At 52.1% G+C, this 23671-nt stretch carries 20 protein-coding genes; 11 read left to right on the plus strand and 9 right to left on the minus strand.

The genetic code is table 11. From position 1 onward, the window contains the following. Positions 1-2 precede the first annotated feature (2 nt). From secM to mutT, 3 genes are all read left to right on the plus strand, one after another. Positions 3-515 carry a secA translation cis-regulator SecM gene (gene secM, locus A7589_RS14170; RefSeq protein ID WP_000014328.1) on the plus strand — a complete coding sequence of 171 codons (513 nt, stop codon included), beginning with the start codon at positions 3-5 and terminating at the stop codon, positions 513-515. A 61-nt stretch (positions 516-576) separates the two neighbouring features. Beyond that, on the plus strand, positions 577-3282 hold the full coding sequence (secA, locus tag A7589_RS14175; RefSeq protein WP_000905811.1) for a preprotein translocase subunit SecA: 2706 nt from the start codon (positions 577-579) through the stop codon (positions 3280-3282). 59 nt (positions 3283-3341) lie between these two features. Continuing rightward, positions 3342-3731, plus strand: a complete 390-nt coding sequence (gene mutT, locus A7589_RS14180; RefSeq protein WP_000736052.1) for an 8-oxo-dGTP diphosphatase MutT — start codon at positions 3342-3344, stop codon at positions 3729-3731. A 214-nt stretch (positions 3732-3945) separates the two neighbouring features. On the opposite strand, the gene yacG is transcribed toward mutT, so the two are convergent. The 3 genes from yacG to coaE are packed head-to-tail and all read right to left on the minus strand — an operon-like array spanning position 3946 to position 5516. Further along, the gene (gene yacG / locus A7589_RS14185; protein ID WP_000005033.1) at positions 3946-4143 is read right to left on the minus strand and encodes a DNA gyrase inhibitor YacG; all 198 of its coding nucleotides are present in this window, start codon (positions 4141-4143) and stop codon (positions 3946-3948) included. 9 nt (positions 4144-4152) lie between these two features. Next, positions 4153-4896 carry a cell division protein ZapD gene (zapD, locus tag A7589_RS14190; protein ID WP_001194741.1) on the minus strand — a complete coding sequence of 248 codons (744 nt, stop codon included), beginning with the start codon at positions 4894-4896 and terminating at the stop codon, positions 4153-4155. Then, complete coding sequence (gene coaE, locus A7589_RS14195; RefSeq protein WP_001269534.1) at positions 4896-5516, minus strand: dephospho-CoA kinase; 621 nt, start codon at positions 5514-5516, stop codon at positions 4896-4898. The genes zapD and coaE overlap by 1 nt, the downstream gene beginning before the upstream one ends. Before the next feature lie 24 nt (positions 5517-5540). Between coaE and A7589_RS23080 the strand changes: the two genes are divergently transcribed. Beyond that, complete coding sequence (locus A7589_RS23080; RefSeq protein WP_176241868.1) at positions 5541-5585, plus strand: hypothetical protein; 45 nt, start codon at positions 5541-5543, stop codon at positions 5583-5585. 155 nt (positions 5586-5740) lie between these two features. Next, positions 5741-6784, plus strand: a complete 1044-nt coding sequence (gene guaC, locus A7589_RS14200; protein ID WP_001217350.1) for a GMP reductase — start codon at positions 5741-5743, stop codon at positions 6782-6784. Between the two features lie 34 nt (positions 6785-6818). Here the strand turns inward: guaC and hofC are convergent, their stop codons facing one another. From hofC to nadC, 4 genes are all read right to left on the minus strand, one after another. After that, on the minus strand, positions 6819-8021 hold the full coding sequence (gene hofC, locus A7589_RS14205) for a protein transport protein HofC (RefSeq protein WP_000157281.1): 1203 nt from the start codon (positions 8019-8021) through the stop codon (positions 6819-6821). After that, the gene (gene gspE, locus A7589_RS14210) at positions 8011-9396 is read right to left on the minus strand and encodes a type II secretion system protein GspE (RefSeq protein WP_001027404.1); all 1386 of its coding nucleotides are present in this window, start codon (positions 9394-9396) and stop codon (positions 8011-8013) included. The genes hofC and gspE overlap by 11 nt, the downstream gene beginning before the upstream one ends. A gap of 9 nt (positions 9397-9405) precedes the next feature. Beyond that, the gene (ppdD, locus tag A7589_RS14215) at positions 9406-9846 is read right to left on the minus strand and encodes a prepilin peptidase-dependent pilin (RefSeq protein WP_000360898.1); all 441 of its coding nucleotides are present in this window, start codon (positions 9844-9846) and stop codon (positions 9406-9408) included. A gap of 202 nt (positions 9847-10048) precedes the next feature. Continuing rightward, complete coding sequence (gene nadC / locus A7589_RS14225) at positions 10049-10942, minus strand: carboxylating nicotinate-nucleotide diphosphorylase (RefSeq protein ID WP_001135151.1); 894 nt, start codon at positions 10940-10942, stop codon at positions 10049-10051. 87 nt (positions 10943-11029) lie between these two features. On the opposite strand from nadC, the gene ampD reads away from it, so the two are divergent. Together ampD and ampE are read left to right on the plus strand one after the other, a co-directional pair. Then, positions 11030-11581 carry a 1,6-anhydro-N-acetylmuramyl-L-alanine amidase AmpD gene (ampD, locus tag A7589_RS14230; protein ID WP_000923732.1) on the plus strand — a complete coding sequence of 184 codons (552 nt, stop codon included), beginning with the start codon at positions 11030-11032 and terminating at the stop codon, positions 11579-11581. Continuing rightward, complete coding sequence (ampE, locus tag A7589_RS14235) at positions 11578-12432, plus strand: beta-lactamase regulator AmpE (RefSeq protein WP_000171989.1); 855 nt, start codon at positions 11578-11580, stop codon at positions 12430-12432. Before ampD ends, ampE begins: the two co-directional genes overlap by 4 nt. 42 nt (positions 12433-12474) lie before the next feature. On the opposite strand, the gene aroP is transcribed toward ampE, so the two are convergent. Next, positions 12475-13848 (minus strand): aromatic amino acid transporter AroP, encoded by a 1374-nt coding sequence (gene aroP / locus A7589_RS14240; RefSeq protein ID WP_077630333.1) that lies wholly within the window; start codon positions 13846-13848, stop codon positions 12475-12477. A 540-nt stretch (positions 13849-14388) separates the two neighbouring features. Here aroP and pdhR point away from each other — a divergent pair. The 4 genes from pdhR to lpdA all read left to right on the plus strand — a co-directional run bounded on the left by pdhR (position 14389) and on the right by lpdA (position 21522). After that, positions 14389-15153, plus strand: coding sequence for a pyruvate dehydrogenase complex transcriptional repressor PdhR (pdhR, locus tag A7589_RS14245; protein WP_000331776.1), 765 nt, complete (start codon positions 14389-14391; stop codon positions 15151-15153). Between the two features lie 160 nt (positions 15154-15313). Beyond that, positions 15314-17977 (plus strand): pyruvate dehydrogenase (acetyl-transferring), homodimeric type, encoded by a 2664-nt coding sequence (gene aceE, locus A7589_RS14255; RefSeq protein WP_000003836.1) that lies wholly within the window; start codon positions 15314-15316, stop codon positions 17975-17977. Between the two features lie 14 nt (positions 17978-17991). Beyond that, positions 17992-19890 carry a pyruvate dehydrogenase complex dihydrolipoyllysine-residue acetyltransferase gene (gene aceF / locus A7589_RS14260; protein ID WP_000963504.1) on the plus strand — a complete coding sequence of 633 codons (1899 nt, stop codon included), beginning with the start codon at positions 17992-17994 and terminating at the stop codon, positions 19888-19890. Positions 19891-20097: 207 nt separating this feature from the next. Beyond that, positions 20098-21522 carry a dihydrolipoyl dehydrogenase gene (gene lpdA / locus A7589_RS14265; RefSeq protein ID WP_000102484.1) on the plus strand — a complete coding sequence of 475 codons (1425 nt, stop codon included), beginning with the start codon at positions 20098-20100 and terminating at the stop codon, positions 21520-21522. A 242-nt stretch (positions 21523-21764) separates the two neighbouring features. On the opposite strand, the gene A7589_RS14275 is transcribed toward lpdA, so the two are convergent. Next, positions 21765-23669 carry a DUF3300 domain-containing protein gene (locus A7589_RS14275; RefSeq protein ID WP_108188898.1) on the minus strand — a complete coding sequence of 635 codons (1905 nt, stop codon included), beginning with the start codon at positions 23667-23669 and terminating at the stop codon, positions 21765-21767. Positions 23670-23671 lie beyond the last annotated feature (2 nt).

The raw sequence follows: 23671 nt of genomic DNA on the forward strand, positions 1-23671 counted from the left end.
ACGTGAGTGGAATACTGACGCGCTGGCGACAGTTTGGTAAACGCTACTTCTGGCCGCATCTCTTATTAGGGATGGTCGCGGCGAGTTTAGGTTTGCCTGCGCTCAGCAATGCCGCCGAGCCGAATGCGCCCGCAAAAGCGACGACTCGCAACCACGAGCCTTCCGCCAAAGTTAACTTTAGTCAGTTGGCTTTGCTGGAAGCGAACACGCGCCGCCCGAACTCAAACTATTCCGTTGATTACTGGCATCAGCACGCAATTCGCACGGTAATCCGTCATCTTTCCTTTGCAATGGCGCCGCAAACGCTGCCTGTTGCCGAAGAATCTCTGCCTCTTCAGGCGCAACATCTTGCTTTACTAGATACGCTCAGCGCGCTGCTGACTCAGGAAGGCACGCCGTCTGAAAATGATTATCGCATTGATTATGCGCATTTTACCCCGCAAACAACATTTAGCACGCCCGTCTGGATAAGCCTGGCGCAAGGCATCCGTGCAGGCCCTCAACGCTTCAGCTAACAACAATAAACCTTTACTTCATTTTATTAACTCCGCAACGCGGGGCGTTTGAGATTTTATTATGCTAATCAAATTATTAACTAAAGTTTTCGGTAGTCGTAACGATCGTACCCTGCGCCGGATGCGCAAAGTCGTCAATGTCATCAATGCCATGGAACCGGAGATGGAAAAACTCTCCGACGAAGAGTTGAAGGGAAAAACCGCAGAGTTTCGCGCGCGCCTGGAAAAAGGCGAAGTGCTGGAAAATCTGATCCCGGAAGCCTTCGCAGTCGTTCGTGAAGCAAGTAAGCGCGTCTTTGGTATGCGTCACTTCGATGTACAGTTGCTCGGCGGTATGGTTCTTAATGAACGTTGCATCGCGGAAATGCGTACTGGTGAAGGTAAAACCCTGACCGCAACGCTGCCTGCTTACCTGAACGCATTAACCGGTAAAGGTGTGCACGTTGTTACCGTCAACGACTATCTGGCGCAACGTGACGCTGAAAACAACCGTCCGCTGTTTGAATTCCTCGGCCTGACTGTCGGCGTCAACCTGCCGGGAATGCCTGCGCCGGCAAAGCGTGAAGCCTATGCGGCTGACATCACTTACGGTACGAACAACGAATACGGCTTCGACTACCTGCGCGACAACATGGCATTCAGCCCTGAAGAACGTGTACAGCGTAAACTGCACTATGCGCTGGTGGACGAAGTGGACTCCATCCTGATCGATGAAGCACGTACGCCGCTGATCATTTCCGGCCCGGCTGAAGACAGCTCGGAAATGTATAAGCGAGTGAACAAAATCATTCCGCACCTGATCCGTCAGGAAAAAGAAGACTCCGAAACCTTCCAGGGCGAAGGCCACTTCTCGGTTGATGAAAAATCTCGCCAGGTGAACCTGACCGAACGTGGTTTGGTACTGATTGAAGAACTGCTGGTGAAAGAAGGCATCATGGCGGAAGGTGAGTCACTGTACTCTCCGGCCAACATCATGCTGATGCACCACGTAACGGCGGCGCTGCGCGCTCATGCACTGTTTACCCGCGACGTCGATTACATCGTTAAAGATGGCGAAGTTATCATCGTTGACGAACACACCGGTCGTACCATGCAGGGGCGTCGCTGGTCCGATGGTCTGCACCAGGCTGTTGAAGCCAAAGAAGGTGTGCAGATCCAGAATGAAAACCAGACGCTGGCTTCTATCACCTTCCAGAACTACTTCCGCCTGTATGAAAAACTGGCGGGGATGACCGGTACTGCTGATACCGAAGCATTCGAATTCAGCTCCATCTACAAGCTGGATACCGTCGTTGTTCCGACCAACCGTCCAATGATTCGTAAAGATCTGCCGGACCTGGTCTACATGACTGAAGCGGAAAAAATTCAGGCGATCATTGAAGATATCAAAGAACGTACTGCGAAAGGCCAGCCGGTGCTGGTGGGTACTATTTCCATTGAAAAATCGGAGCTGGTGTCAAACGAGCTGACTAAAGCCGGTATCAAACACAACGTCCTGAACGCCAAATTCCACGCCAACGAAGCGGCGATTGTTGCTCAGGCAGGTTATCCGGCAGCAGTGACTATCGCGACCAACATGGCGGGTCGTGGTACTGACATTGTGCTCGGTGGTAGCTGGCAGGCAGAAGTTGCCGCGCTGGAAAACCCGACCGCAGAGCAAATTGAAAAAATCAAAGCCGACTGGCAGGTACGTCACGACGCGGTACTGGCGGCAGGTGGTCTGCATATCATCGGCACCGAACGTCACGAATCTCGTCGTATCGATAACCAGCTGCGCGGTCGTTCTGGTCGTCAGGGGGATGCCGGTTCTTCCCGTTTCTACCTGTCGATGGAAGATGCGCTGATGCGTATTTTCGCCTCTGATCGCGTTTCCGGCATGATGCGTAAACTCGGGATGAAACCAGGCGAAGCCATTGAGCACCCGTGGGTGACCAAAGCGATTGCTAACGCCCAGCGTAAAGTTGAAAGCCGTAACTTCGATATTCGTAAGCAACTGCTGGAATATGATGACGTGGCTAACGACCAGCGTCGCGCCATTTACTCCCAGCGTAACGAACTGCTGGATGTCAGCGATGTGAGCGAAACCATCAACAGCATTCGTGAAGATGTGTTCAAAGCGACCATCGATGCCTACATTCCGCCACAGTCACTGGAAGAAATGTGGGATATTCCGGGTCTGCAGGAACGTCTGAAAAACGATTTCGACCTCGATTTGCCGATTGCCGAGTGGCTGGACAAAGAGCCTGAACTGCATGAAGAGACGCTGCGTGAACGTATTCTGACGCAATCCATTGAAGTGTATCAGCGTAAAGAAGAAGTGGTTGGCGCTGAGATGATGCGTCACTTCGAGAAAGGCGTGATGTTGCAAACGCTCGACTCCCTGTGGAAAGAGCACCTGGCGGCGATGGACTATCTGCGTCAGGGTATCCACCTGCGTGGCTATGCGCAGAAAGATCCGAAGCAGGAATACAAACGTGAATCGTTCTCCATGTTTGCAGCGATGCTGGAATCGCTGAAATATGAAGTTATCAGCACGCTGAGCAAAGTCCAGGTGCGTATGCCGGAAGAAGTTGAAGAGCTGGAACAACAGCGTCGTATGGAAGCCGAGCGTTTAGCGCAAATGCAGCAGCTTAGCCATCAGGATGACGACTCTGCAGCCGCAGCTGCGCTGGCGGCGCAAACTGGCGAGCGCAAAGTAGGACGTAACGATCCTTGCCCGTGCGGTTCTGGTAAAAAATATAAGCAGTGCCATGGTCGCCTGCAATAAAAGCTAACAGTTGACATAAAAGGCGCAGGATTCTGCGCCTTTTTTATAGGTTTAAGACAATGAAAAAGCTGCAAATTGCGGTGGGTATCATTCGCAATAAAAACAACGAAATTTTTATTACTCGTCGCGCCGCAGATGCGCACATGGCGAATAAGCTGGAGTTTCCTGGCGGTAAAATTGAAATGGGCGAAACACCGGAACAAGCGGTGGTGCGTGAACTTCAGGAAGAAGTCGGGATTACCCCACAACATTTTTCGCTATTTGAAAAACTGGAATATGAATTCCCGGACAGGCATATCACTCTGTGGTTCTGGCTGGTCGAAGGTTGGGAAGGGGAGCCGTGGGGTAAAGAAGGGCAACCCGGTGAGTGGATGTCGCTAGTCGGTCTTAATGCCGATGATTTTCCTCCAGCCAATGAACCGGTAATTGCGAAGCTTAAGCGTCTGTAGGTCGGATAAGGCGTCACGCCGCATCCGACATTTGCACAAGATGCCTGATGCGACGCTGGCGCGTCTTATCAGGCCTACGCAGTTTGTTAACTCGTTGATAAATTAGGCTTTGTAGGTCGGATAAGGCGTTTACGCCGCATCCGACATTTGCGCAAGATGCCTGATGCGACGCTGGCGCGTCTTATCAGGCCTACGTGCGGCATCAGACAAAATGTTACTGCTTTGGCTCTTCGCTCCAGTCATCACTCTCAGAAAGATCGCCGCTGCTGGGGATTCGTTTTTCTTCAGCAGCCCATTCTCCGAGGTCGATCAACTGACAACGTTTGCAACAAAATGGCCGAAACGGGCTGATTTCACCCCACACCACAGTTTTCCCGCAGGTTGGGCAATTCACCGTAATAGTTTCTGACATCGTAACTCCTTAGCAGCAAGCCAGTTCAAAATCCAGGCGCTCTGGCACCAGACCATTTTCACTGTCCAGCGGCATAAAACGAATCGCAAAACGGCTTTTATGACCGGAAATTTGCGGATAAAGCTGTGAATCAAGCGCCAGATTCAGCCGCAGCAGATCAGCGTCTTCGCCATTATCCTGATAAAAACCGTTCAGGCTGGTTTGTTTACGAAAAGGAGCCGACTGGCGAATCAGATCCAGCACCATGGTAAGTGCCTGGGTGAGCGGGTCCAGGCTGGCAATCCAGGTTTCTACCTGGCTGTCACGCTGTGACTGGGGTAAATGTAGCCAAATATGCAAAGTGGGCAAATCAAAGCTACAACAGCCGCCAGGTATGCTCAGACGCTGACGCACTAAGGCAATCAGCCTGTCTTCACGCAGAAATTGCCCGATACGCGGCGCAGAAATCAACACGCTACCCGCTGCTTTTAACTGCTGAATTAATGCTTCAATACGGCTCTGATCAACGCCTGGCACGCCAATCCAGGTCTGGAGTTTACGTTGCTGGCGGTCAAGCTCTTTCAATAGCTCAGTGCGCACTTCTCCGCGCTCGAAAACATCCAGCAATTCACTGACATTACGGAAGAAATGCAGAGCGCCAGCGTAGTCAACGATGGGTAAATTTACGGTGAGTTGTTGAATTAAAAACTCAATGCGCAGCCATGTACGCATTTTTTCATTTAGTGGATGTTCAAAAAGGACCTGGGTCTGCATTACGGTTTTTCCTGTGAGACAAACTGCGACGCAAGCTGCAAATAGTGTGCGTGCAGGCGGGCAACATCCGATGCAATAGCATCCGGTGCGCCGTTATTATCAATGACGTCATCTGCCACGGCAAGACGGGCTTCGCGCGTTGCCTGGGCAGCAAGAATTTGTTCGACATGCTCGCGAGTAACATCATCGCGCTGCATGGTACGCTTAAGTTGCGTTTCTGGGCTGACATCCACCACCAGCACACGATTCGCTTTTTTATACAGTGAGTTTTCTACCAGCAATGGCACAACCCACAGTATATAGGGGGAAGTTGCCTGCTGGATCTGACGTTGCGTCTCCTGCTGAATCAGCGGATGCAGCAGGGCGTTAAGCCAGTTTTTCTCTTCCGGGTTGGCGAAGATCCGCTCGCGCAAGACCCGGCGCTGCAATGAGCCATCAGCAGCAATCATGTCAGCGCCAAAGTGTTCAGCAATGGCACGTAGCGCAGGTGCACCTGGTTCAACCACCTGACGCGCAATAATATCGGCATCAATGACGTTAATTCCGAGGTCTGCAAACGCATTTGCAACGGTACTCTTGCCACTGCCAATGCCTCCCGTTAAGGCAACTATATACCTCATAATTTATATTCCCGGGAATTCATCATGATTATCAAAACGTTAAAAATGAGCGTACAAAAGCGAAATTGATGGAACGTTCGCTCATTATTTACCAGGTAAATTTATGGGATTGTAGCGTAAAAAAAGACAATTTCGCAGTCTTGCGCCACATCGATTAGTGCGTATGATAGCGTCACTGGAGTTGCGCTCTTATCCTTATAGCCATTAACCCCAGGAATCCGCACATGCGTATTGAAGAAGATCTGAAGTTAGGTTTTAAAGACGTCCTCATCCGTCCTAAACGTTCTACTCTTAAAAGTCGTTCCGATGTTGAACTGGAGCGTCAATTCACCTTCAAACATTCAGGTCAGAGCTGGTCCGGCGTGCCGATTATCGCCGCGAATATGGACACCGTAGGCACTTTTTCCATGGCCTCTGCGCTGGCTTCTTTTGATATTCTTACCGCTGTGCATAAACACTATTCTGTCGAAGAGTGGCAAGCGTTTATCAACAATTCTTCCGGTGATGTGCTGAAACATGTGATGGTTTCTACCGGCACGTCTGATGCGGATTTCGAAAAAACCAAACAAATTCTCGACCTAAACCCGGCATTAAACTTCGTTTGTATTGACGTGGCGAATGGTTATTCCGAACACTTCGTGCAGTTCGTTGCGAAAGCGCGTGAAGCGTGGCCGACCAAAACCATTTGTGCTGGCAACGTAGTGACTGGTGAAATGTGTGAGGAGCTTATCCTCTCCGGTGCCGATATCGTTAAAGTTGGTATTGGCCCAGGTTCTGTCTGTACAACTCGCGTCAAAACAGGCGTCGGTTATCCGCAACTTTCTGCGGTAATCGAATGTGCCGATGCTGCGCACGGTCTGGGCGGGATGATCGTCAGCGATGGTGGCTGCACCACACCGGGCGATGTCGCGAAAGCCTTTGGCGGCGGTGCTGATTTCGTGATGCTCGGCGGTATGCTGGCAGGCCACGAAGAGAGTGGTGGTCGCATTGTAGAAGAGAACGGCGAGAAATTTATGCTGTTCTACGGCATGAGCTCCGAGTCTGCGATGAAACGCCACGTTGGCGGCGTTGCGGAATATCGCGCTGCAGAAGGTAAAACCGTTAAGCTGCCGCTGCGTGGTCCGGTTGAAAATACCGCGCGTGATATTTTAGGCGGTCTGCGTTCAGCTTGTACATACGTTGGGGCTTCACGCCTGAAAGAGCTGACCAAGCGCACCACGTTTATCCGTGTGCAGGAACAAGAAAACCGCATCTTCAATAACCTGTAATCTCCCAATGCTGGCGTGGATCACCACGCCAGCGTTATCCCATCCCACTCATCGCATCGCCTAAATGGAAAATTGGCAGATACATTGCCACCACCAGCGTACCGATAATTCCTCCTGTAATGACCAGCAACGCCGGTTCCAGTAAGGCTGCAAGATTATCTGCCAGCGCCATTGTGTTATCCCGATGATGATGGGCGAGGTTGTCTAACATGAGATCCAGCGAGCCGGATGCCTCTCCTGTTCTCACTAATTGCAAACAGAGTGGGCTAAACTCACCGGCATTTTTTAGCGCCAGCCAGATGGGCTGACCGTTACTGATATCGTGCTGGATTTGTGTCAGAAGTTGCACCCAGTACGGGCAGCGCATTGTTTCTCTGACGCTCTCAACCCCTTGTAAAAAAGTAATTCCTGCACTTTGTGTCAGCGCCAGAATCGTAAAAATCTGCGTGAGTTTTTGTCCCCGCATCAGGGAACCCATAATTGGGATGCGTAACAGCAATTTCTGTCGCACGATAAGCCAGGTCGGACGGCGCATCAGCAACTTATTGGCTATCGCCAGCAGAAAGCCGAACAACACCAGCAACCAGCCCCATTCACTACTAAAGTCTGCCAGCGTCATGATCCCCTGCGTTAGCGCCGGTAGTGGGGTATTAAAGGTCTTATAGATAGCGGCAAACTCCGGCAGAACAAAATGCAGCATTGCCATAACCACCATGATTGCCATCGCTAAAATGATGATGGGATAACGCAACGCTGATTTCACTTTGTCGGTCAACTGACGTTGGGCTTTTTGCTGGCGCGCCAGTTCAAAGCAGCATTCATCCAGCTTACCGGTCAGTTCACCCGTACGGATCATCGCCTGATAGAGCGGTGGGAAAACCTCTGACCAGGGTAATAAGGCATTGGAAAAGGCAACGCCCTGTTCGAGATCGTGCGCCAGCGATTGCAGCAATACTTGCCATTGCTTACAGGGATGCTGTTCCGCCAGCAGCGCCAGCCCTTCAGAAAGGGTTAAGCCGGCTTTGAGTAGCGTCGCCAGTTGATGAATGACTTCCGCGCTTTTATCTCCTCGCCACTGTGCAGGATTGATGGCGATTCGCTTCAGACGCAGTGGGGTAACCGTCTGTTGCTGTAGCGCAAAAATCAACAAAGTACGGCTTTCTGCCCATAGCATCCCATCTTGCATATTGCCGTCGCCGGTTATGCCATGCCAGCGCCAGAGTTGCTTACTCGCCATGCGGCATCCCCAATACGCGGATTAACTCTTCAAAGGTGGTTAAGCCTTGCTCCACGGCCAGGCAGCCGTTTTCAAAAAGCGTGCGCATTCCCGCCTGTCGGGCGTGCGTTTCCAGCGATTCAACGTCGGTATTAGCGGAAATAAGCTGACGTATGACCGGTGTTATAGGCAGAACTTCAAACAAGGCCGTGCGACCATAAAAACCGTGGTAGCAGTGTCTACAACCGGGTGCTTGCCAGCGGGGCAGCGGCGATGTCCATACATTGTCGGGAATATGGATGGGTTCCCCTTGCTGCAGGCGACAATGCGGGCAAAGTTTGCGTACCAGCCGCTGGGCTATCACCAGCGTGAGCGCCGATGAAAGCATCCAGCGAGCAACGCCCATTTGCTGTAAACGCACCAGCGTTTCGCAGGTGGAATTAGTGTGCAGCGTGGACAATACCAGATGACCCGTTTGCGCGGCTTTAATGGCGATTTCTGCCGTTTCGCCATCGCGGATCTCTCCGATCATGATGACATCGGGATCCTGGCGTAATAACGCGCGCAAAACGCCCTGAAAGGTAAGACCGGCACGTGGATGGATTTGCGTCTGGTTTAGCCCGGCGATGGGGATCTCAACCGGATCTTCGACGCTACAAATATTAATATCAGCGGTATTCAGCGTTTGCAGGGCGCTATAAAGCGTGACGGTTTTTCCGCTTCCGGTTGGCCCAGTTACCAGCACCAGTCCTTGTGGTTGCTGTAGGGCATGAGCAAAGTCCGCCAGTTGTAACGGCTGCATTCCCAGCGTGTTGACATCCAGCGCCTGGTTTACCTGCTGTAACAACCGTAATACCACCTTTTCACCGCCCCGACATGGCAAGGTTGCAATACGAAATGAGACGGCGTTCCCTGCCAGTTCGACAGTGAATTGCCCGTCCTGCGGCAGGCGATGTTCCGCAATATCCAGGCTTCCCAGTACTTTTAATCTGGCGGTTAATGCGGCTCCGGCATCCCGTGGAACATCTGGTAAAGGATGCAGCACGCCGTCGATACGCAAGCGGATACGGTAGGCGCTGTTCGCTGGTTCGATATGAATATCAGACGCGCGTTGTTCCAGCGCAGATTGTAACGTTTGGGTCAGCAACTCTGCCTTGAGCTGATGTTTCTCCTGAACGGTTACGGGCAACGTTTGTTGTGAGCGGCTGGCATGGCCTTCCATTTGCTGGCGCGTCCAGCAGGTGATCTCAATGCGTTTAGTGGTGGCAAAATGTAAGGCATCGAGGAATTCATGCGAAGGCGCATCGACTACCGCAACATGAACCACCTCTTCGCTGGCATCCAGCAAAACTCCCTGATAACGCAGACACAGGGCGGTGAGCTGTGAAATATTCATTGCCGCTCCTTAGTTTGCGTCATCAAAGCGGAAGACATCTTCGCAGGCTTGCTGCAATGCGCTGTCACTTTGAATATTGCAGTTGCGCGTCCAGCCGGTGACGCCGTTTGCGTTATCCCAACCCGGTGTCATGATGACGTTTAAACCATTAAGACTTTCTTGCCCGGTCAGCGACACCACGCCCTTCGCCACGCTCATGGCAGAGACATAGCGAGTGGTGGTGGGCGAGGGGATACCATTGCTACCGCCGTCACAGGTGTCTAATCCACCATGTTCCAGCGCGCACAATTCTACGGCAGTACGGTAAGGCACAAAGGTTTGTAGCATGTCGGTGAGTGCTGCTTTGCGCAGGTAGTTCTGATAAGCGGGAATGCCGATGGCGCTTAAAATGGCAATGATGCCAATAACCACCATCAGTTCGATAAGTGTAAAACCGCGTTGCTTGTCCATCTGTTTCGCTCCTTGATTTCGTTGGCGCTACTTTGGCAAACGCCATCGGTACAGGCGAGGGGCAAAAAACGAAACGGGAAGGTGGCTTCCGGGGTTTTTTATTACGTTGCAGCGAAAGACAAGAAATTTGCGAGGCGTTACGAAGAAAGTTGGGGAAGGGAAGATTATCCGCCCGCTACGGAGCGGATAAATCTGTCAGGAATTAGCGAAAACGCATTGAGAGATCGAGTGCCTGTACGTGTTTAGTTAGTGCACCGACGGAGATAAAGTCCACGCCCGTTTCGGCAAATTCGCGCAGTGTTTTGTCGGTGACGTTGCCAGACACTTCCAGTAGCGCCTTGCCGTTGGTGCGTTTGACGGCTTCGCGCATCTGTTCTGTTTCGAAGTTATCCAGCATGATGATATCGGCACCTGCTTTCAGGGCTTCATCAAGTTCTTCCAGATTTTCTACTTCGACTTCTACTGGCGCATCAGGGTGCAGCCAGGACGCTTTTTCGACCGCCTGACGCACTGAGCCGGAGGCAATAATATGGTTTTCTTTGATCAGGAAGGCGTCAGAAAGCCCCAGACGGTGATTCGCTCCGCCGCCGCAAAGTACCGCGTATTTCAGAGCCGAACGCAGACCCGGCAAGGTTTTGCGCGTATCCAACAACTGCGTGTTGGTGCCTTCCAGTAATTCGACATAGTGGCGAACCTTACTGGCAACCCCGGAAAGAGTTTGCACAAAATTGAGCGCCGTGCGTTCGCCCGTTAACAGCACGCGGGATGGGCCTTCAAGTTCGAACAAGGGTTGATTGGCGTGGATGATATCGCCGTCATCCACATGCCAGATAATGGTGACATCGTCGCCTGCCAGTTGAATAAACACCTCTTCAACCCAGCGTTTGCCGCAAAATACGCCATTTTCGCGGGTGATCACCGTGGCATGAGAGCGAGAATTTTCCGGTAAAAGTTTTGCCGTAATGTCGTTGTTGGCATCAACTGTTCCGCCTAAATCTTCTCGCAGCGCCTGAGCCACCGCGCCGGGGATATCGAGATTAATGCGTTCCAGCAGCTCGTCACGTCGGGTGTCAGGGTTATAGCGGCGAGGCGGCATGTTAAAACTCCAGATAGCTAACGAATCATAAGGTAGAAACATGCTACTCTGAACCGGGTATTAGCACCACATATAAGGAGATCCTGCATGTTGTTAGAACAGGGGTGGCTGGTCGGCGCGCGCCGCGTTCCCTCACCACATTACGATTGCCGCCCGGATGACGAAACACCCACCCTGCTGGTGGTGCACAATATTAGCCTGCCGCCAGGTGAGTTTGGCGGTCCGTGGATTGATGCATTATTCACCGGAACTATTGATCCGCAGGCACATCCCTTCTTTGCTGAGATCGCCCATTTGCGCGTTTCCGCCCACTGTTTGATTCGCCGTGATGGTGAAATTGTCCAGTATGTTTCTTTCGATAAACGCGCCTGGCACGCGGGGATATCTCAGTATCAAGGTCGCGAACGCTGTAATGATTTTTCTATTGGGATTGAGCTGGAAGGCACCGACACGCTGGCTTATACCGATGCGCAGTATCAGCAACTGGCGGCGGTTACGCGGGCGCTGATTCATCGCTATCCAGATATCGCTAATAATATGGCGGGGCATTGCGATATTGCGCCGGATCGTAAAACCGATCCTGGTCCTGCATTTGATTGGGCACGGTTTCGTGCGCTGGTCAGCAAGGAGACAACATGACGCTATTCACAACCTTACTGGTGTTAATTTTTGAGCGCCTGTTTAAGTTGGGCGAGCACTGGCAGCTTGATCACCGTCTTGAAGCGTTCTTTCGGCGGGTGAAACATTTTTCGCTGGGGCGCACGTTAGGTATGACCATTATTGCGATGGGGGTGACTTTTTTGCTGTTGCGCGCGTTGCATGGATTATTGTTCAACGTCCCGACGCTGCTGGTATGGCTGTTGCTTGGTTTACTGTGTATTGGCGCGGGTAAAGTGCGTCTCCATTATCATGCATATCTGGCAGCCGCTTCACGTAACGATAGCCATGCCCGTTCCACAATGGCTGGCGAATTAACCATGATTCATGGTGTTCCTGCAGGTTGTGATGAACGTGAGTTCTTGCGCGAGCTGCAAAATGCACTGCTGTGGATCAATTTCCGTTTTTACCTTGCGCCGCTGTTCTGGTTGATTGTAGGGGGAACCTGGGGGCCAGTTACGCTGATGGGTTATGCGTTTTTGCGTGCATGGCAATACTGGCTGGCGCGTTACCAGACGCCGCATCATCGTTTACAGTCCGGTATTGATGCCGTGCTTCATGTGCTGGATTGGGTGCCGGTTCGCCTTGCGGGCGTGGTATATGCCTTGATCGGTCACGGTGAAAAAGCATTACCTGCCTGGTTTGCTTCGCTGGGTGATTTCCATACTTCGCAATATCAGGTGTTAACGCGTCTGGCGCAGTTCTCTCTGGCGCGTGAACCGCATATCGATAAGGTGGAGACGCCGAAAGCAGCGGTTTCAATGGCGAAGAAAACTTCGTTCGTGGTTGTGGTGGTGATTGCGCTACTGACGATTTACGGAGCGTTGGTGTAAAGATTGTAGCCCTCACCCAGCGCGGGTGAGGGCGTAGAGAGATTAATGCGCTTTTACGGCTTTTGCGGTTTTCTCTTTAAACAGATAGCCGATGCCTAACACGAGCAGCCATACCGGGATCAGGTAAACCGAAATCGCCATTCCCGGCGTCATCAGCATAATCACCAGAACCGCCGCCATAAACAGCAGGCAGATCCAGTTACCCAGCGGATAGAGCAGAGCAGGGAAACGGGTAGCCACACCTTGTGCTTGTTTGGCGCGACGGAATTTCATATGCGCAAGACTTATCATCGCCCAGTTGATTACCAGAGCGGAAACCACCAGCGCCATTAACAGTCCGAACGCGGACTCTGGGGCAAGGTAGTTAATCAGTACGCACAATGCCGTAACCAACGCAGAGACCAGAATGGTGTTTACCGGTACGCCGCGTTTATCGACGGAAGCGAGCATTTTCGGTGCGTTTCCTTGTTGTGCCAGACCGAAAAGCATACGGCTGTTGCAGTAGACGCAACTGTTGTAAACCGAAAGCGCCGCCGTCAACACCACGATATTCAGGGCGTTAGCGACAAAAGTATCGCCCAACTCGTGGAAGATCAGCACAAACGGACTGGTATCGGCGGTAACGCGCGTCCACGGCATCAGGGAGAGCAGAACGGCTAAGGAACCAATGTAGAAAATCAGGATGCGGTAGATAACCTGGTTAGTCGCTTTGGGAATACTTTGCTCCGGGTTATCTGCTTCTGCTGCGGTGATGCCTACCAGTTCCAGACCGCCGAACGAGAACATGATAATCGCCATCATCATCACCAGCCCGGTGAAGCCGTGCGGCAGGAAGCCACCTTGATCCCACAGGTTGCTAACGCTCGCCTGCGGGCCACCGTTGCCGCTGAACAGCAGCCAGCCACCGAAGATGATCATCGCCACCACCGCGATAACTTTGATAATGGCAAACCAGAACTCCATCTCGCCAAACACTTTAACGTTGGTCAGGTTGATGGCGTTGATCACCACAAAGAATACGGCGGCCGAAGCCCAGGTGGGGATTTCCGGATACCAGAACTGAATGTATTTGCCGACGGCAGTAAGCTCTGCCATGGCAACTAAAACGTACAGTACCCAGTAGTTCCAGCCAGAGGCGAAACCAGCAAAACTGCCCCAGTATTTATAAGCAAAGTGGCTGAAGGAGCCTGCTACCGGTTCTTCGACCACCATTTCACCTAACTGACGCATGATCAGAAAGGCGATAAAACCGGCAATAGCGTAACCCAGGATAATCCCTGGCCCTGCGGACTGTATTACGGAGGCGCTTCCCAGGAATAGTCCTGTCCCTATCGCGCCACCCAGCGCGATAAGCTGGATATGGCGGTTTTTAAGGCCGCGCTTTAGCTGCTCGCCGTGCTGTTGACCTTCCATCATGAAACCTCGTGCGGTGATTGTTTTTTTGATCTACGCAGTGATGCGTGTGTAAGTTTGCAATTCCGTTTGTTGTATTAATTTGTTTACATCAAAAACGTTTGAATTGTTACAAAGGGACTTCCGTCAGATCAAGAATAATGGTATGCGCCAGTGAATGCACTCGCTTTATGCCAGGTTGAAGATGAGTTGCCTAAAAAGAAATCGTTTGTAAAGGAAAGCCCCGAAACACCCCATCGCAATAAATGAATATAAATTCATTTTAATGGCATTAAAAATCGAAAAATTGGTAAGTGAATCGGTTCAATTTGGATTTTTATAGTTTAATAAACGTTAAAAAAACCATTGATCACGTAAAGTCTACATTTGTGCATAGTTACAACTTTGAAACGTCATATGTGTCAAGTTGTTAAAATGTGCACAGTTTCATGATTTCAATCAAAACCTGTATGGACATAAGGTGAATACTTTGTTACTTTAGCGTCACAGACATGAAATTGGTAAGACCAATTGACTTCGGCAAGTGGCTTAAGACAGGAACTCATGGCCTACAGCAAAATCCGCCAACCAAAACTCTCCGATGTGATTGAGCAGCAACTGGAGTTTTTGATCCTCGAAGGCACACTTCGTCCGGGCGAAAAACTCCCACCGGAACGCGAACTGGCGAAACAGTTCGACGTCTCCCGTCCCTCCTTGCGTGAGGCGATTCAACGTCTCGAAGCGAAGGGCTTGTTGCTTCGTCGCCAGGGTGGCGGCACTTTTGTCCAGAGCAGCCTCTGGCAAAGTTTCAGCGATCCGCTGGTGGAGCTGCTCTCCGACCATCCTGAATCACAGTATGACTTGCTCGAAACACGACACGCCCTGGAAGGTATCGCCGCTTATTACGCCGCGCTGCGTAGTACCGATGAAGACAAGGAACGCATCCGTGAACTCCATCACGCCATAGAGCTGGCGCAGCAGTCTGGCGATCTGGACGCGGAATCAAACGCCGTACTCCAGTATCAGATTGCCGTCACCGAAGCGGCCCACAATGTGGTTTTGCTTCATCTGCTAAGGTGTATGGAGCCGATGTTGGCTCAGAATGTCCGTCAGAACTTCGAATTGCTCTATTCGCGTCGCGAGATGCTGCCGCTGGTGAGTAGTCACCGCACCCGCATATTCGAAGCGATTATGGCCGGTAAGCCGGAAGAAGCGCGCGAAGCATCACATCGCCATCTGGCCTTTATCGAAGAAATTTTGCTCGACAGAAGCCGTGAAGAGAGTCGCCGTGAGCGTTCTCTGCGCCGTCTGGAGCAACGAAAGAATTAGTGATTTTTCTGGTGAAAATTAGCCAGAAGATGTTGTAAATCAAGCGCATATAAAAGCGCGGCAACTAAACGTAGAACCTGTCTTATTGAGCTTTCCGGCGAGAGTTCAATGGGACAGGTTCCAGAAAACTCAACGTTATTAGATAGATAAGGAATAACCCATGTCAGAACGTTTCCCAAATGACGTGGATCCGATCGAAACTCGCGACTGGCTCCAGGCGATCGAATCGGTCATCCGTGAAGAAGGTGTTGAGCGTGCTCAGTATCTGATCGACCAACTGCTTGCTGAAGCCCGCAAAGGCGGAGTCAACGTAGCCGCAGGCACCGGCGTCAGCAACTACATCAACACCATCCCCGTTGAAGAACAACCGGAGTATCCGGGTAATCTGGAACTGGAACGCCGTATTCGTTCAGCTATCCGCTGGAACGCCATCATGACGGTTCTGCGTGCATCCAAAAAAGATCTGGAACTGGGCGGCCACATGGCATCCTTCCAGTCTTCCGCAACCATTTATGATGTGTGCTTTAACCACTTCTTCCGTGCACGCAACGAGCAGGATGGCGGCGACCTGGTTTACTTCCAGGGTCACATCTCTCCGGGCGTTTACGCTCGTGCTTTCCTGGAAGGTCGTCTGACTCAGGAGCAGCTCGATAACTTCCGTCAGGAAGTTCACGGCAATGGCCTCTCTTCCTATCCGCACCCGAAACTGATGCCGGAATTCTGGCAGTTCCCGACCGTATCTATGGGTCTGGGACCGATTGGTGCTATTTACCAGGCTAAATTCCTGAAATATCTGGAACACCGTGGCCTGAAAGATACCTCTAAACAAACCGTTTACGCGTTCCTCGGCGACGGCGAAATGGACGAACCGGAATCCAAAGGTGCGATCACCATCGCTACCCGTGAAAAACTGGATAACCTGGTCTTCGTTATCAACTGTAACCTGCAGCGTCTTGACGGCCCGGTCACCGGTAACGGCAAGATCATCAACGAACTGGAAGGCATCTTCGAAGGTGCTGGCTGGAACGTGATCAAAGTGATGTGGGGTAGCCGTTGGGATGAACTGCTGCGTAAAGATACCAGCGGTAAACTGATCCAACTGATGAACGAAACCGTTGACGGCGACTACCAGACCTTCAAATCGAAAGATGGCGCGTACGTTCGTGAACACTTCTTCGGTAAATATCCTGAAACCGCAGCACTGGTTGCAGACTGGACTGACGAGCAGATCTGGGCACTGAACCGTGGCGGTCACGATCCGAAGAAAATCTACGCTGCATTCAAGAAAGCGCAGGAAACCAAAGGCAAAGCGACTGTAATCCTTGCTCATACCATTAAAGGTTACGGCATGGGAGACGCGGCTGAAGGTAAAAACATCGCGCACCAGGTTAAGAAAATGAACATGGACGGCGTGCGTCACATCCGCGACCGTTTCAATGTGCCGGTGTCTGATGCAGATATCGAAAAACTGCCGTACATCACCTTCCCGGAAGGTTCTGAAGAGCATACCTATCTGCACGCTCAGCGTCAGAAACTGCACGGTTATCTGCCAAGCCGTCAGCCGAACTTCACCGAGAAGCTTGAGCTGCCGAGCCTGCAAGACTTCGGCGCGCTGCTGGAAGAGCAGAGCAAAGAGATCTCTACCACTATCGCTTTCGTTCGTGCCCTGAACGTGATGCTGAAGAACAAGTCGATCAAAGACCGCCTGGTGCCGATCATCGCCGACGAAGCGCGTACTTTCGGTATGGAAGGTCTGTTCCGTCAGATTGGTATCTACAGCCCGAACGGTCAGCAGTACACCCCGCAGGACCGCGAGCAGGTTGCTTACTATAAAGAAGACGAGAAAGGTCAGATTCTGCAGGAAGGGATCAACGAGCTGGGCGCAGGTTGTTCCTGGCTGGCAGCGGCGACCTCTTACAGCACCAACAACCTGCCGATGATTCCGTTCTACATCTATTACTCGATGTTCGGCTTCCAGCGTATCGGCGATCTGTGCTGGGCAGCTGGCGACCAGCAAGCGCGTGGCTTCCTGATCGGCGGTACTTCCGGTCGTACCACCCTGAACGGCGAAGGTCTGCAGCACGAAGATGGTCACAGCCACATTCAGTCGCTGACTATCCCGAACTGTATCTCTTACGACCCGGCTTACGCTTACGAAGTTGCTGTCATCATGCATGACGGTCTGGAGCGTATGTACGGTGAAAAACAAGAGAACGTTTACTACTACATCACTACGCTGAACGAAAACTACCACATGCCGGCAATGCCGGAAGGTGCTGAGGAAGGTATCCGTAAAGGTATCTACAAACTCGAAACCATTGAAGGTAGCAAAGGTAAAGTTCAGCTGCTGGGTTCCGGTTCTATTCTGCGTCACGTCCGTGAAGCAGCACAGATCCTGGCGAAAGATTACGGCGTAGGTTCTGACGTATATAGCGTGACCTCCTTCACCGAACTGGCGCGTGATGGTCAGGATTGTGAACGCTGGAACATGCTGCACCCGCTGGAAACTCCGCGCGTTCCGTACATTGCTCAGGTGATGAACGACGCTCCGGCAGTGGCATCTACCGACTATATGAAACTGTTCGCTGAGCAGGTTCGTACTTACGTACCGGCTGACGACTACCGCGTCCTGGGTACTGATGGCTTCGGTCGTTCCGACAGCCGTGAGAACCTGCGTCACCACTTCGAAGTTGATGCTTCCTATGTAGTGGTTGCGGCGCTGGGCGAACTGGCTAAACGTGGCGAAATCGATAAGAAAGTGGTTGCTGACGCAATCGCCAAATTCAACATCGATGCAGAAAAAGTTAACCCGCGTCTGGCGTAAGAGGTAAAAGAATAATGGCTATCGAAATCAAAGTACCGGACATCGGGGCTGATGAAGTTGAAATCACCGAGATCCTGGTCAAAGTGGGCGACAAAGTTGAAGCCGAACAGTCGCTGATCACCGTAGAAGGCGACAAAGCCTCTATGGAAGTTCCGTCTCCGCAGGCAGGTATTGTTAAAGAGATCAAAGTCTCTGTTGGCGATAAAACCCAGACCGGCGCACTGATTATGATTTTCGATTCCGCCGACGGTGCAGCTGACGCTGCACCTGCTCAGGCAGAAGAGAAGAAAGAAGCAGCTCCGGCAGCAGCACCAGCGGCAGCGGCGGCAAAAGACGTTAACGTTCCGGATATCGGCAGCGACGAAGTCGAAGTGACCGAAATCCTGGTGAAAGTGGGCGATAAAGTTGAAGCTGAACAGTCGCTGATCACCGTAGAAGGCGACAAGGCTTCTATGGAAGTTCCGGCGCCGTTTGCGGGCACCGTGAAAGAGATCAAAGTGAATGTTGGCGACAAAGTGTCCACCGGCTCGCTGATCATGATCTTCGAAGTTGCGGGTGAAGCAGGTGCGGCAGCTCCGGCTCCGGCGGCTAAACAGGAAGCAGCTCCGGCAGCAGCACCAGCGCCAGCGGCTGGCGTGAAAGAAGTTAACGTTCCGGATATCGGCGGTGACGAAGTTGAAGTGACCGAAGTGATGGTGAAAGTGGGCGACAAAGTTGCCGCTGAACAGTCACTGATCACCGTAGAAGGCGACAAAGCCTCTATGGAAGTTCCGGCTCCGTTTGCAGGTGTTGTGAAGGAACTGAAAGTCAACGTTGGCGATAAAGTGAAAACTGGCTCGCTGATTATGATCTTCGAAGTTGAAGGCGCAGCGCCTTCGGCGGCTCCGGCGAAACAGGAAGCGGCAGCGCCGGCTCCGGCAGCAAAAGCTGAAGCTCCGGCAGCAGCACCGGCTGCGAAAGCCGAAGGCAAATCTGAATTTGCTGAAAACGACGCTTACGTTCACGCGACTCCGCTGATCCGTCGTCTGGCACGCGAGTTTGGCGTTAACCTGGCGAAAGTGAAGGGCACAGGCCGTAAAGGTCGTATCCTGCGCGAAGACGTTCAGGCTTACGTGAAAGAAGCTATCAAACGTGCAGAAGCGGCTCCGGCGGCGACTGGCGGCGGTATCCCAGGCATGTTGCCGTGGCCGAAGGTGGACTTCAGCAAGTTTGGTGAAATCGAAGAAGTGGAACTGGGCCGTATCCAGAAAATCTCTGGCGCGAACCTGAGCCGTAACTGGGTGATGATCCCGCATGTTACTCACTTCGACAAAACCGATATCACCGAGCTGGAAGCGTTCCGTAAACAGCAGAACGAAGAAGCAGCGAAACGTAAGCTGGATGTGAAAATCACCCCGGTTGTCTTCATCATGAAAGCCGTTGCTGCGGCGCTTGAGCAGATGCCTCGCTTCAACAGTTCTCTGTCGGAAGACGGTCAGCGTCTGACCCTGAAGAAATACATCAACATCGGTGTGGCGGTGGATACCCCGAACGGTCTGGTTGTTCCGGTATTCAAAGACGTCAACAAGAAAGGCATCATCGAGCTGTCTCGCGAGCTGATGACCATTTCCAAGAAAGCGCGTGACGGTAAGCTGACTGCGGGCGAAATGCAGGGCGGTTGCTTCACCATCTCCAGTATCGGCGGCTTGGGTACTACCCACTTCGCGCCGATTGTGAACGCACCGGAAGTGGCTATCCTCGGCGTTTCCAAGTCCGCGATGGAGCCGGTGTGGAATGGTAAAGAGTTCGTGCCGCGTCTGATGCTGCCGATTTCTCTCTCCTTCGACCACCGCGTGATCGACGGTGCTGATGGTGCCCGTTTCATTACCATCATTAACAACACGCTGTCTGATATTCGCCGTCTGGTGATGTAAATAAAAGAGCCGGCCCAACGGCCGGCTTTTTTCTGGTAATCTCATGAATGTATTGAGATTATTAGCGAATAGACAAATCGGTTGCCGTTTGTTGTTTAAAAATTGTTAACAATTTTGTAAAATACCGACGGATAGAACGACCCGGTGGATAATGGGCGTCATAAAAAAAACGTCAGACCCGCCGGAGATAAATATATAGAGGTCATGATGAGTACTGAAATCAAAACTCAGGTCGTGGTACTTGGGGCAGGCCCCGCAGGTTACTCTGCTGCCTTCCGTTGCGCTGATTTAGGTCTGGAAACCGTAATCGTAGAACGCTACAACACCCTCGGCGGTGTTTGCCTGAACGTCGGCTGTATCCCTTCTAAAGCACTGCTGCACGTAGCAAAAGTTATCGAAGAAGCCAAAGCTCTGGCTGAACACGGTATCGTCTTCGGTGAACCGAAAACCGATATCGACAAGATTCGTACCTGGAAAGAGAAAGTGATCAATCAGCTGACCGGTGGTCTGGCTGGTATGGCGAAAGGCCGCAAAGTAAAAGTGGTCAACGGTCTGGGTAAATTCACCGGGGCAAACACCCTGGAAGTTGAAGGTGAGAACGGTAAAACCGTGATCAACTTCGACAACGCGATCATCGCAGCGGGTTCTCGCCCGATCCAACTGCCGTTTATTCCGCATGAAGATCCGCGTATCTGGGACTCCACTGACGCGCTGGAACTGAAAGAAGTACCAGAACGCCTGCTGGTTATGGGTGGCGGTATCATCGGTCTGGAAATGGGAACCGTATACCACGCGCTGGGTTCACAGATTGACGTGGTTGAAATGTTCGACCAGGTTATCCCGGCGGCTGACAAAGACATCGTTAAAGTCTTCACCAAACGTATCAGCAAGAAATTCAACCTGATGCTGGAAACCAAAGTCACTGCTGTTGAAGCGAAAGAAGACGGTATTTATGTGACGATGGAAGGCAAAAAAGCACCGGCTGAACCGCAGCGTTACGACGCCGTGCTGGTAGCGATTGGTCGTGTGCCGAACGGTAAAAACCTCGACGCAGGCAAAGCTGGCGTGGAAGTTGACGACCGTGGCTTCATCCGCGTTGATAAACAACTGCGTACCAACGTACCGCACATCTTTGCTATCGGCGATATCGTCGGTCAGCCGATGCTGGCACACAAAGGTGTTCACGAAGGTCACGTTGCTGCTGAAGTTATCGCCGGTAAGAAACACTACTTCGATCCGAAAGTTATCCCGTCTATCGCTTATACCGAACCAGAAGTTGCATGGGTGGGTCTGACCGAGAAAGAAGCGAAAGAGAAAGGCATCAGCTACGAAACCGCCACCTTCCCGTGGGCTGCTTCTGGTCGTGCTATCGCTTCCGACTGCGCAGACGGTATGACCAAACTGATTTTCGACAAAGAATCTCACCGTGTGATCGGTGGTGCAATTGTCGGTACTAACGGCGGCGAGCTGCTGGGTGAAATCGGTCTGGCAATCGAAATGGGTTGTGACGCGGAAGACATCGCGCTGACCATCCACGCGCACCCGACTCTGCACGAGTCTGTGGGGCTGGCGGCAGAAATATTCGAAGGTAGCATCACCGACCTGCCGAACCCGAAAGCGAAGAAGAAGTAATTCTTTGTGTGCCGGAACATCCGGCAAATTAAGAAGCGGCTATTCTGGCCGCTTCAGATTGTTGACAAAGTGCTCGTTGTCGATGCCGGATGCGGCGTAAACGCCTTATCCGGCCTACAAAATCATGCAAATTCAATACATTGCAGGTGCCGTGTAGGCCCGATAAGCTTGCGCATCGGGCGATTCGATGTTTGTCATCAGTCTTAAGCGGCTAACAACGCCGCTTTTTTTACGCCTGCAATTTACCTTTCCAGTCTTCTTGCTCCACGCTCAGACAACCGTTCACGTACCGCTGACCGTTGCTCGTTATTCAGCCTGGCAGTATGGTTACTGTCGTTTAGACGTTGCGGGCGGTTCTCCTGAACTTTCTCCCGAAAAACCTGACGTTGCTCAGGAGATGCCGATTGAATACGCTGGCGGGCGTTATCACGCTGTTGTTGGTTCAGTGGGCGTTGCTCAGGTGATGCAGACTGAATACGCTCACGCGCTGCCTCTCTTTGCTGCTGGTTCTGCGGGTTAGTCTGCATTTTCTCGCGTACCGCCTGGCGCTGTTCGGGTGACGCGGACTGAATACGCTGACGCGCCGCCTCTCTTTGCTGCTGGTTCTGCGGGTTAGTCTGCATTTTCTCGCGTACCGCCTGGCGCTGTTCGGGTGACGCGGACTGAATACGCTCACGCGCCGCCTCTCTTCGCTGCTGGTTCTGCGGGTTAGTTCGCATTTTCTCGCGTACCGCCTGGCGCTGCTCAGGTGACGCGGACTGATAACGCTGACGAGCGGCATCCTTTTGCTGCTGGGTCATTGGTTGGCGACGGCTGAAGTCGCGGAAGTCGTCATAGCTCCCATAGTGTTCAGCTTCATTAAACTGCTGTGCCGCTGCCTGACGTTGGGTAACTCGTGTAATGACTGGTGCGGCGCGTGTTCGTTGCTGAAACTGGCTTGCCGCAGCCTGACGCTGACTGTCGCGCGACGGTGCAGGTAGCGACGTGGCGCTCATGCCGCCACTGACATCGGTTTGATGAAACCGCTTTGCCATATCCCTGTCATGATAAGGCACACCATCTCGATAGTTTGGGTTGTGCCGCCATGCCATATTCTTATCAGTAAGATGCTCACCGGTGATGCGGTTGAAATTGTTGACGTCGATATTGATGTTGTCACCGTTGTGTTGCCAGCCGTTGCCGTCACGATGACCGCCATCGTGATGATAATCATCATCGTCATGATGATGATGGTCATGATCGTCGTCATCCCAGTCGATGCTGCTGAATAACGCGTATGTAGTGGCGACGCCCATGCTGTAGCCGAAACCGCGCACAAAGCTGTCAACAAACGGTTCTCCGGCTGGCGGCGGCAGGTAAACCGGCGGATACGCGGAATTGGCCCAGTTCCCGTAAACCACGGTCGGGTTATAGTTGGGAATATAAACCACATCCGGATTGGTTGGTTCGATAGTTATTACGGTTGGTGCAGGCTCTGCAATGACGGGGCTGGCTGTTGAAACGGTATTGGATGGTATGACGGGAGCCGTGACAGCCTGTTTTACCGGTACAGCTTTCTTCGTTGCCGTAATGACTTTCTGTTCGGTTGATGACTTCAGCGATCCGGTTTGTTGCGCCAGTTGACGCAAACGCTGTACCGAGTCCATTACATCCTGCGGCTGCGCCAGAAACGCATCGCCGAGGTTTTGTACCCACTGCGGGTTTTCGCCCATCAATGCCATCAGCTGTGGAAACGCCACCAGTGATTTGACGCTGGCATCCCACGGCTGGTCAGCTACTGCCTGAATAGCAGCGTCACCTTGTTTAAGTGGATTATCGTGCGACCATTGCACTGCTTGCGCAACGTTTGCCGGATAGGTTGATGCCATTAACACTTGTGAAAGCAGAGAATCGGGGTACAGCGCGACAGGCGCGACCCATTGATCAATTTGTGCAGTACTGAAGGTAGATTTGACGACGGCGGGCGTTACTGGCGGCGCGGAAACCGTTGCAGGAAGCGTAGCTGTAGTGACAACAGGCACAGTTTGCGCTTCTACAGGCGTTTCCACAGTGCGGCTTTTTACATACAAAGCACCGGAAGTGGCACAAAGCCCGGCACTGCAAATTAGCGCCAGCACATGGGGTTTAAACGGCAAAGTCATTTTCATAA

It is taken from the genome of Escherichia sp. MOD1-EC6475 (assembly GCF_003046645.1).
GTDB classification, from domain to species: Bacteria; Pseudomonadota; Gammaproteobacteria; order Enterobacterales; family Enterobacteriaceae; genus Escherichia; species Escherichia ruysiae.

Bases quoted from the DNA above. Each gene is read 5' to 3' on its own strand.
- aroP (WP_077630333.1), bottom strand. From the start codon at position 13,848: ATGATGGAAGGTCAACAGCACGGCGAGCAGCTAAAGCGCGGCCTTAAA.
- yacG (WP_000005033.1), bottom strand. From the start codon at position 4,143: ATGTCAGAAACTATTACGGTGAATTGCCCAACCTGCGGGAAAACTGTG.
- mutT (WP_000736052.1), top strand. From the start codon at position 3,342: ATGAAAAAGCTGCAAATTGCGGTGGGTATCATTCGCAATAAAAACAAC.
- lpdA (WP_000102484.1), top strand. From the start codon at position 20,098: ATGAGTACTGAAATCAAAACTCAGGTCGTGGTACTTGGGGCAGGCCCC.
- ampD (WP_000923732.1), top strand. From the start codon at position 11,030: ATGTTGTTAGAACAGGGGTGGCTGGTCGGCGCGCGCCGCGTTCCCTCA.
- guaC (WP_001217350.1), top strand. From the start codon at position 5,741: ATGCGTATTGAAGAAGATCTGAAGTTAGGTTTTAAAGACGTCCTCATC.
- ppdD (WP_000360898.1), bottom strand. From the start codon at position 9,846: ATGGACAAGCAACGCGGTTTTACACTTATCGAACTGATGGTGGTTATT.
- pdhR (WP_000331776.1), top strand. From the start codon at position 14,389: ATGGCCTACAGCAAAATCCGCCAACCAAAACTCTCCGATGTGATTGAG.
- zapD (WP_001194741.1), bottom strand. From the start codon at position 4,896: ATGCAGACCCAGGTCCTTTTTGAACATCCACTAAATGAAAAAATGCGT.
- nadC (WP_001135151.1), bottom strand. From the start codon at position 10,942: ATGCCGCCTCGCCGCTATAACCCTGACACCCGACGTGACGAGCTGCTG.
- coaE (WP_001269534.1), bottom strand. From the start codon at position 5,516: ATGAGGTATATAGTTGCCTTAACGGGAGGCATTGGCAGTGGCAAGAGT.
- hofC (WP_000157281.1), bottom strand. From the start codon at position 8,021: ATGGCGAGTAAGCAACTCTGGCGCTGGCATGGCATAACCGGCGACGGC.
- ampE (WP_000171989.1), top strand. From the start codon at position 11,578: ATGACGCTATTCACAACCTTACTGGTGTTAATTTTTGAGCGCCTGTTT.
- A7589_RS14275 (WP_108188898.1), bottom strand. From the start codon at position 23,669: ATGAAAATGACTTTGCCGTTTAAACCCCATGTGCTGGCGCTAATTTGC.
- aceF (WP_000963504.1), top strand. From the start codon at position 17,992: ATGGCTATCGAAATCAAAGTACCGGACATCGGGGCTGATGAAGTTGAA.
- gspE (WP_001027404.1), bottom strand. From the start codon at position 9,396: ATGAATATTTCACAGCTCACCGCCCTGTGTCTGCGTTATCAGGGAGTT.
- aceE (WP_000003836.1), top strand. From the start codon at position 15,314: ATGTCAGAACGTTTCCCAAATGACGTGGATCCGATCGAAACTCGCGAC.
- secA (WP_000905811.1), top strand. From the start codon at position 577: ATGCTAATCAAATTATTAACTAAAGTTTTCGGTAGTCGTAACGATCGT.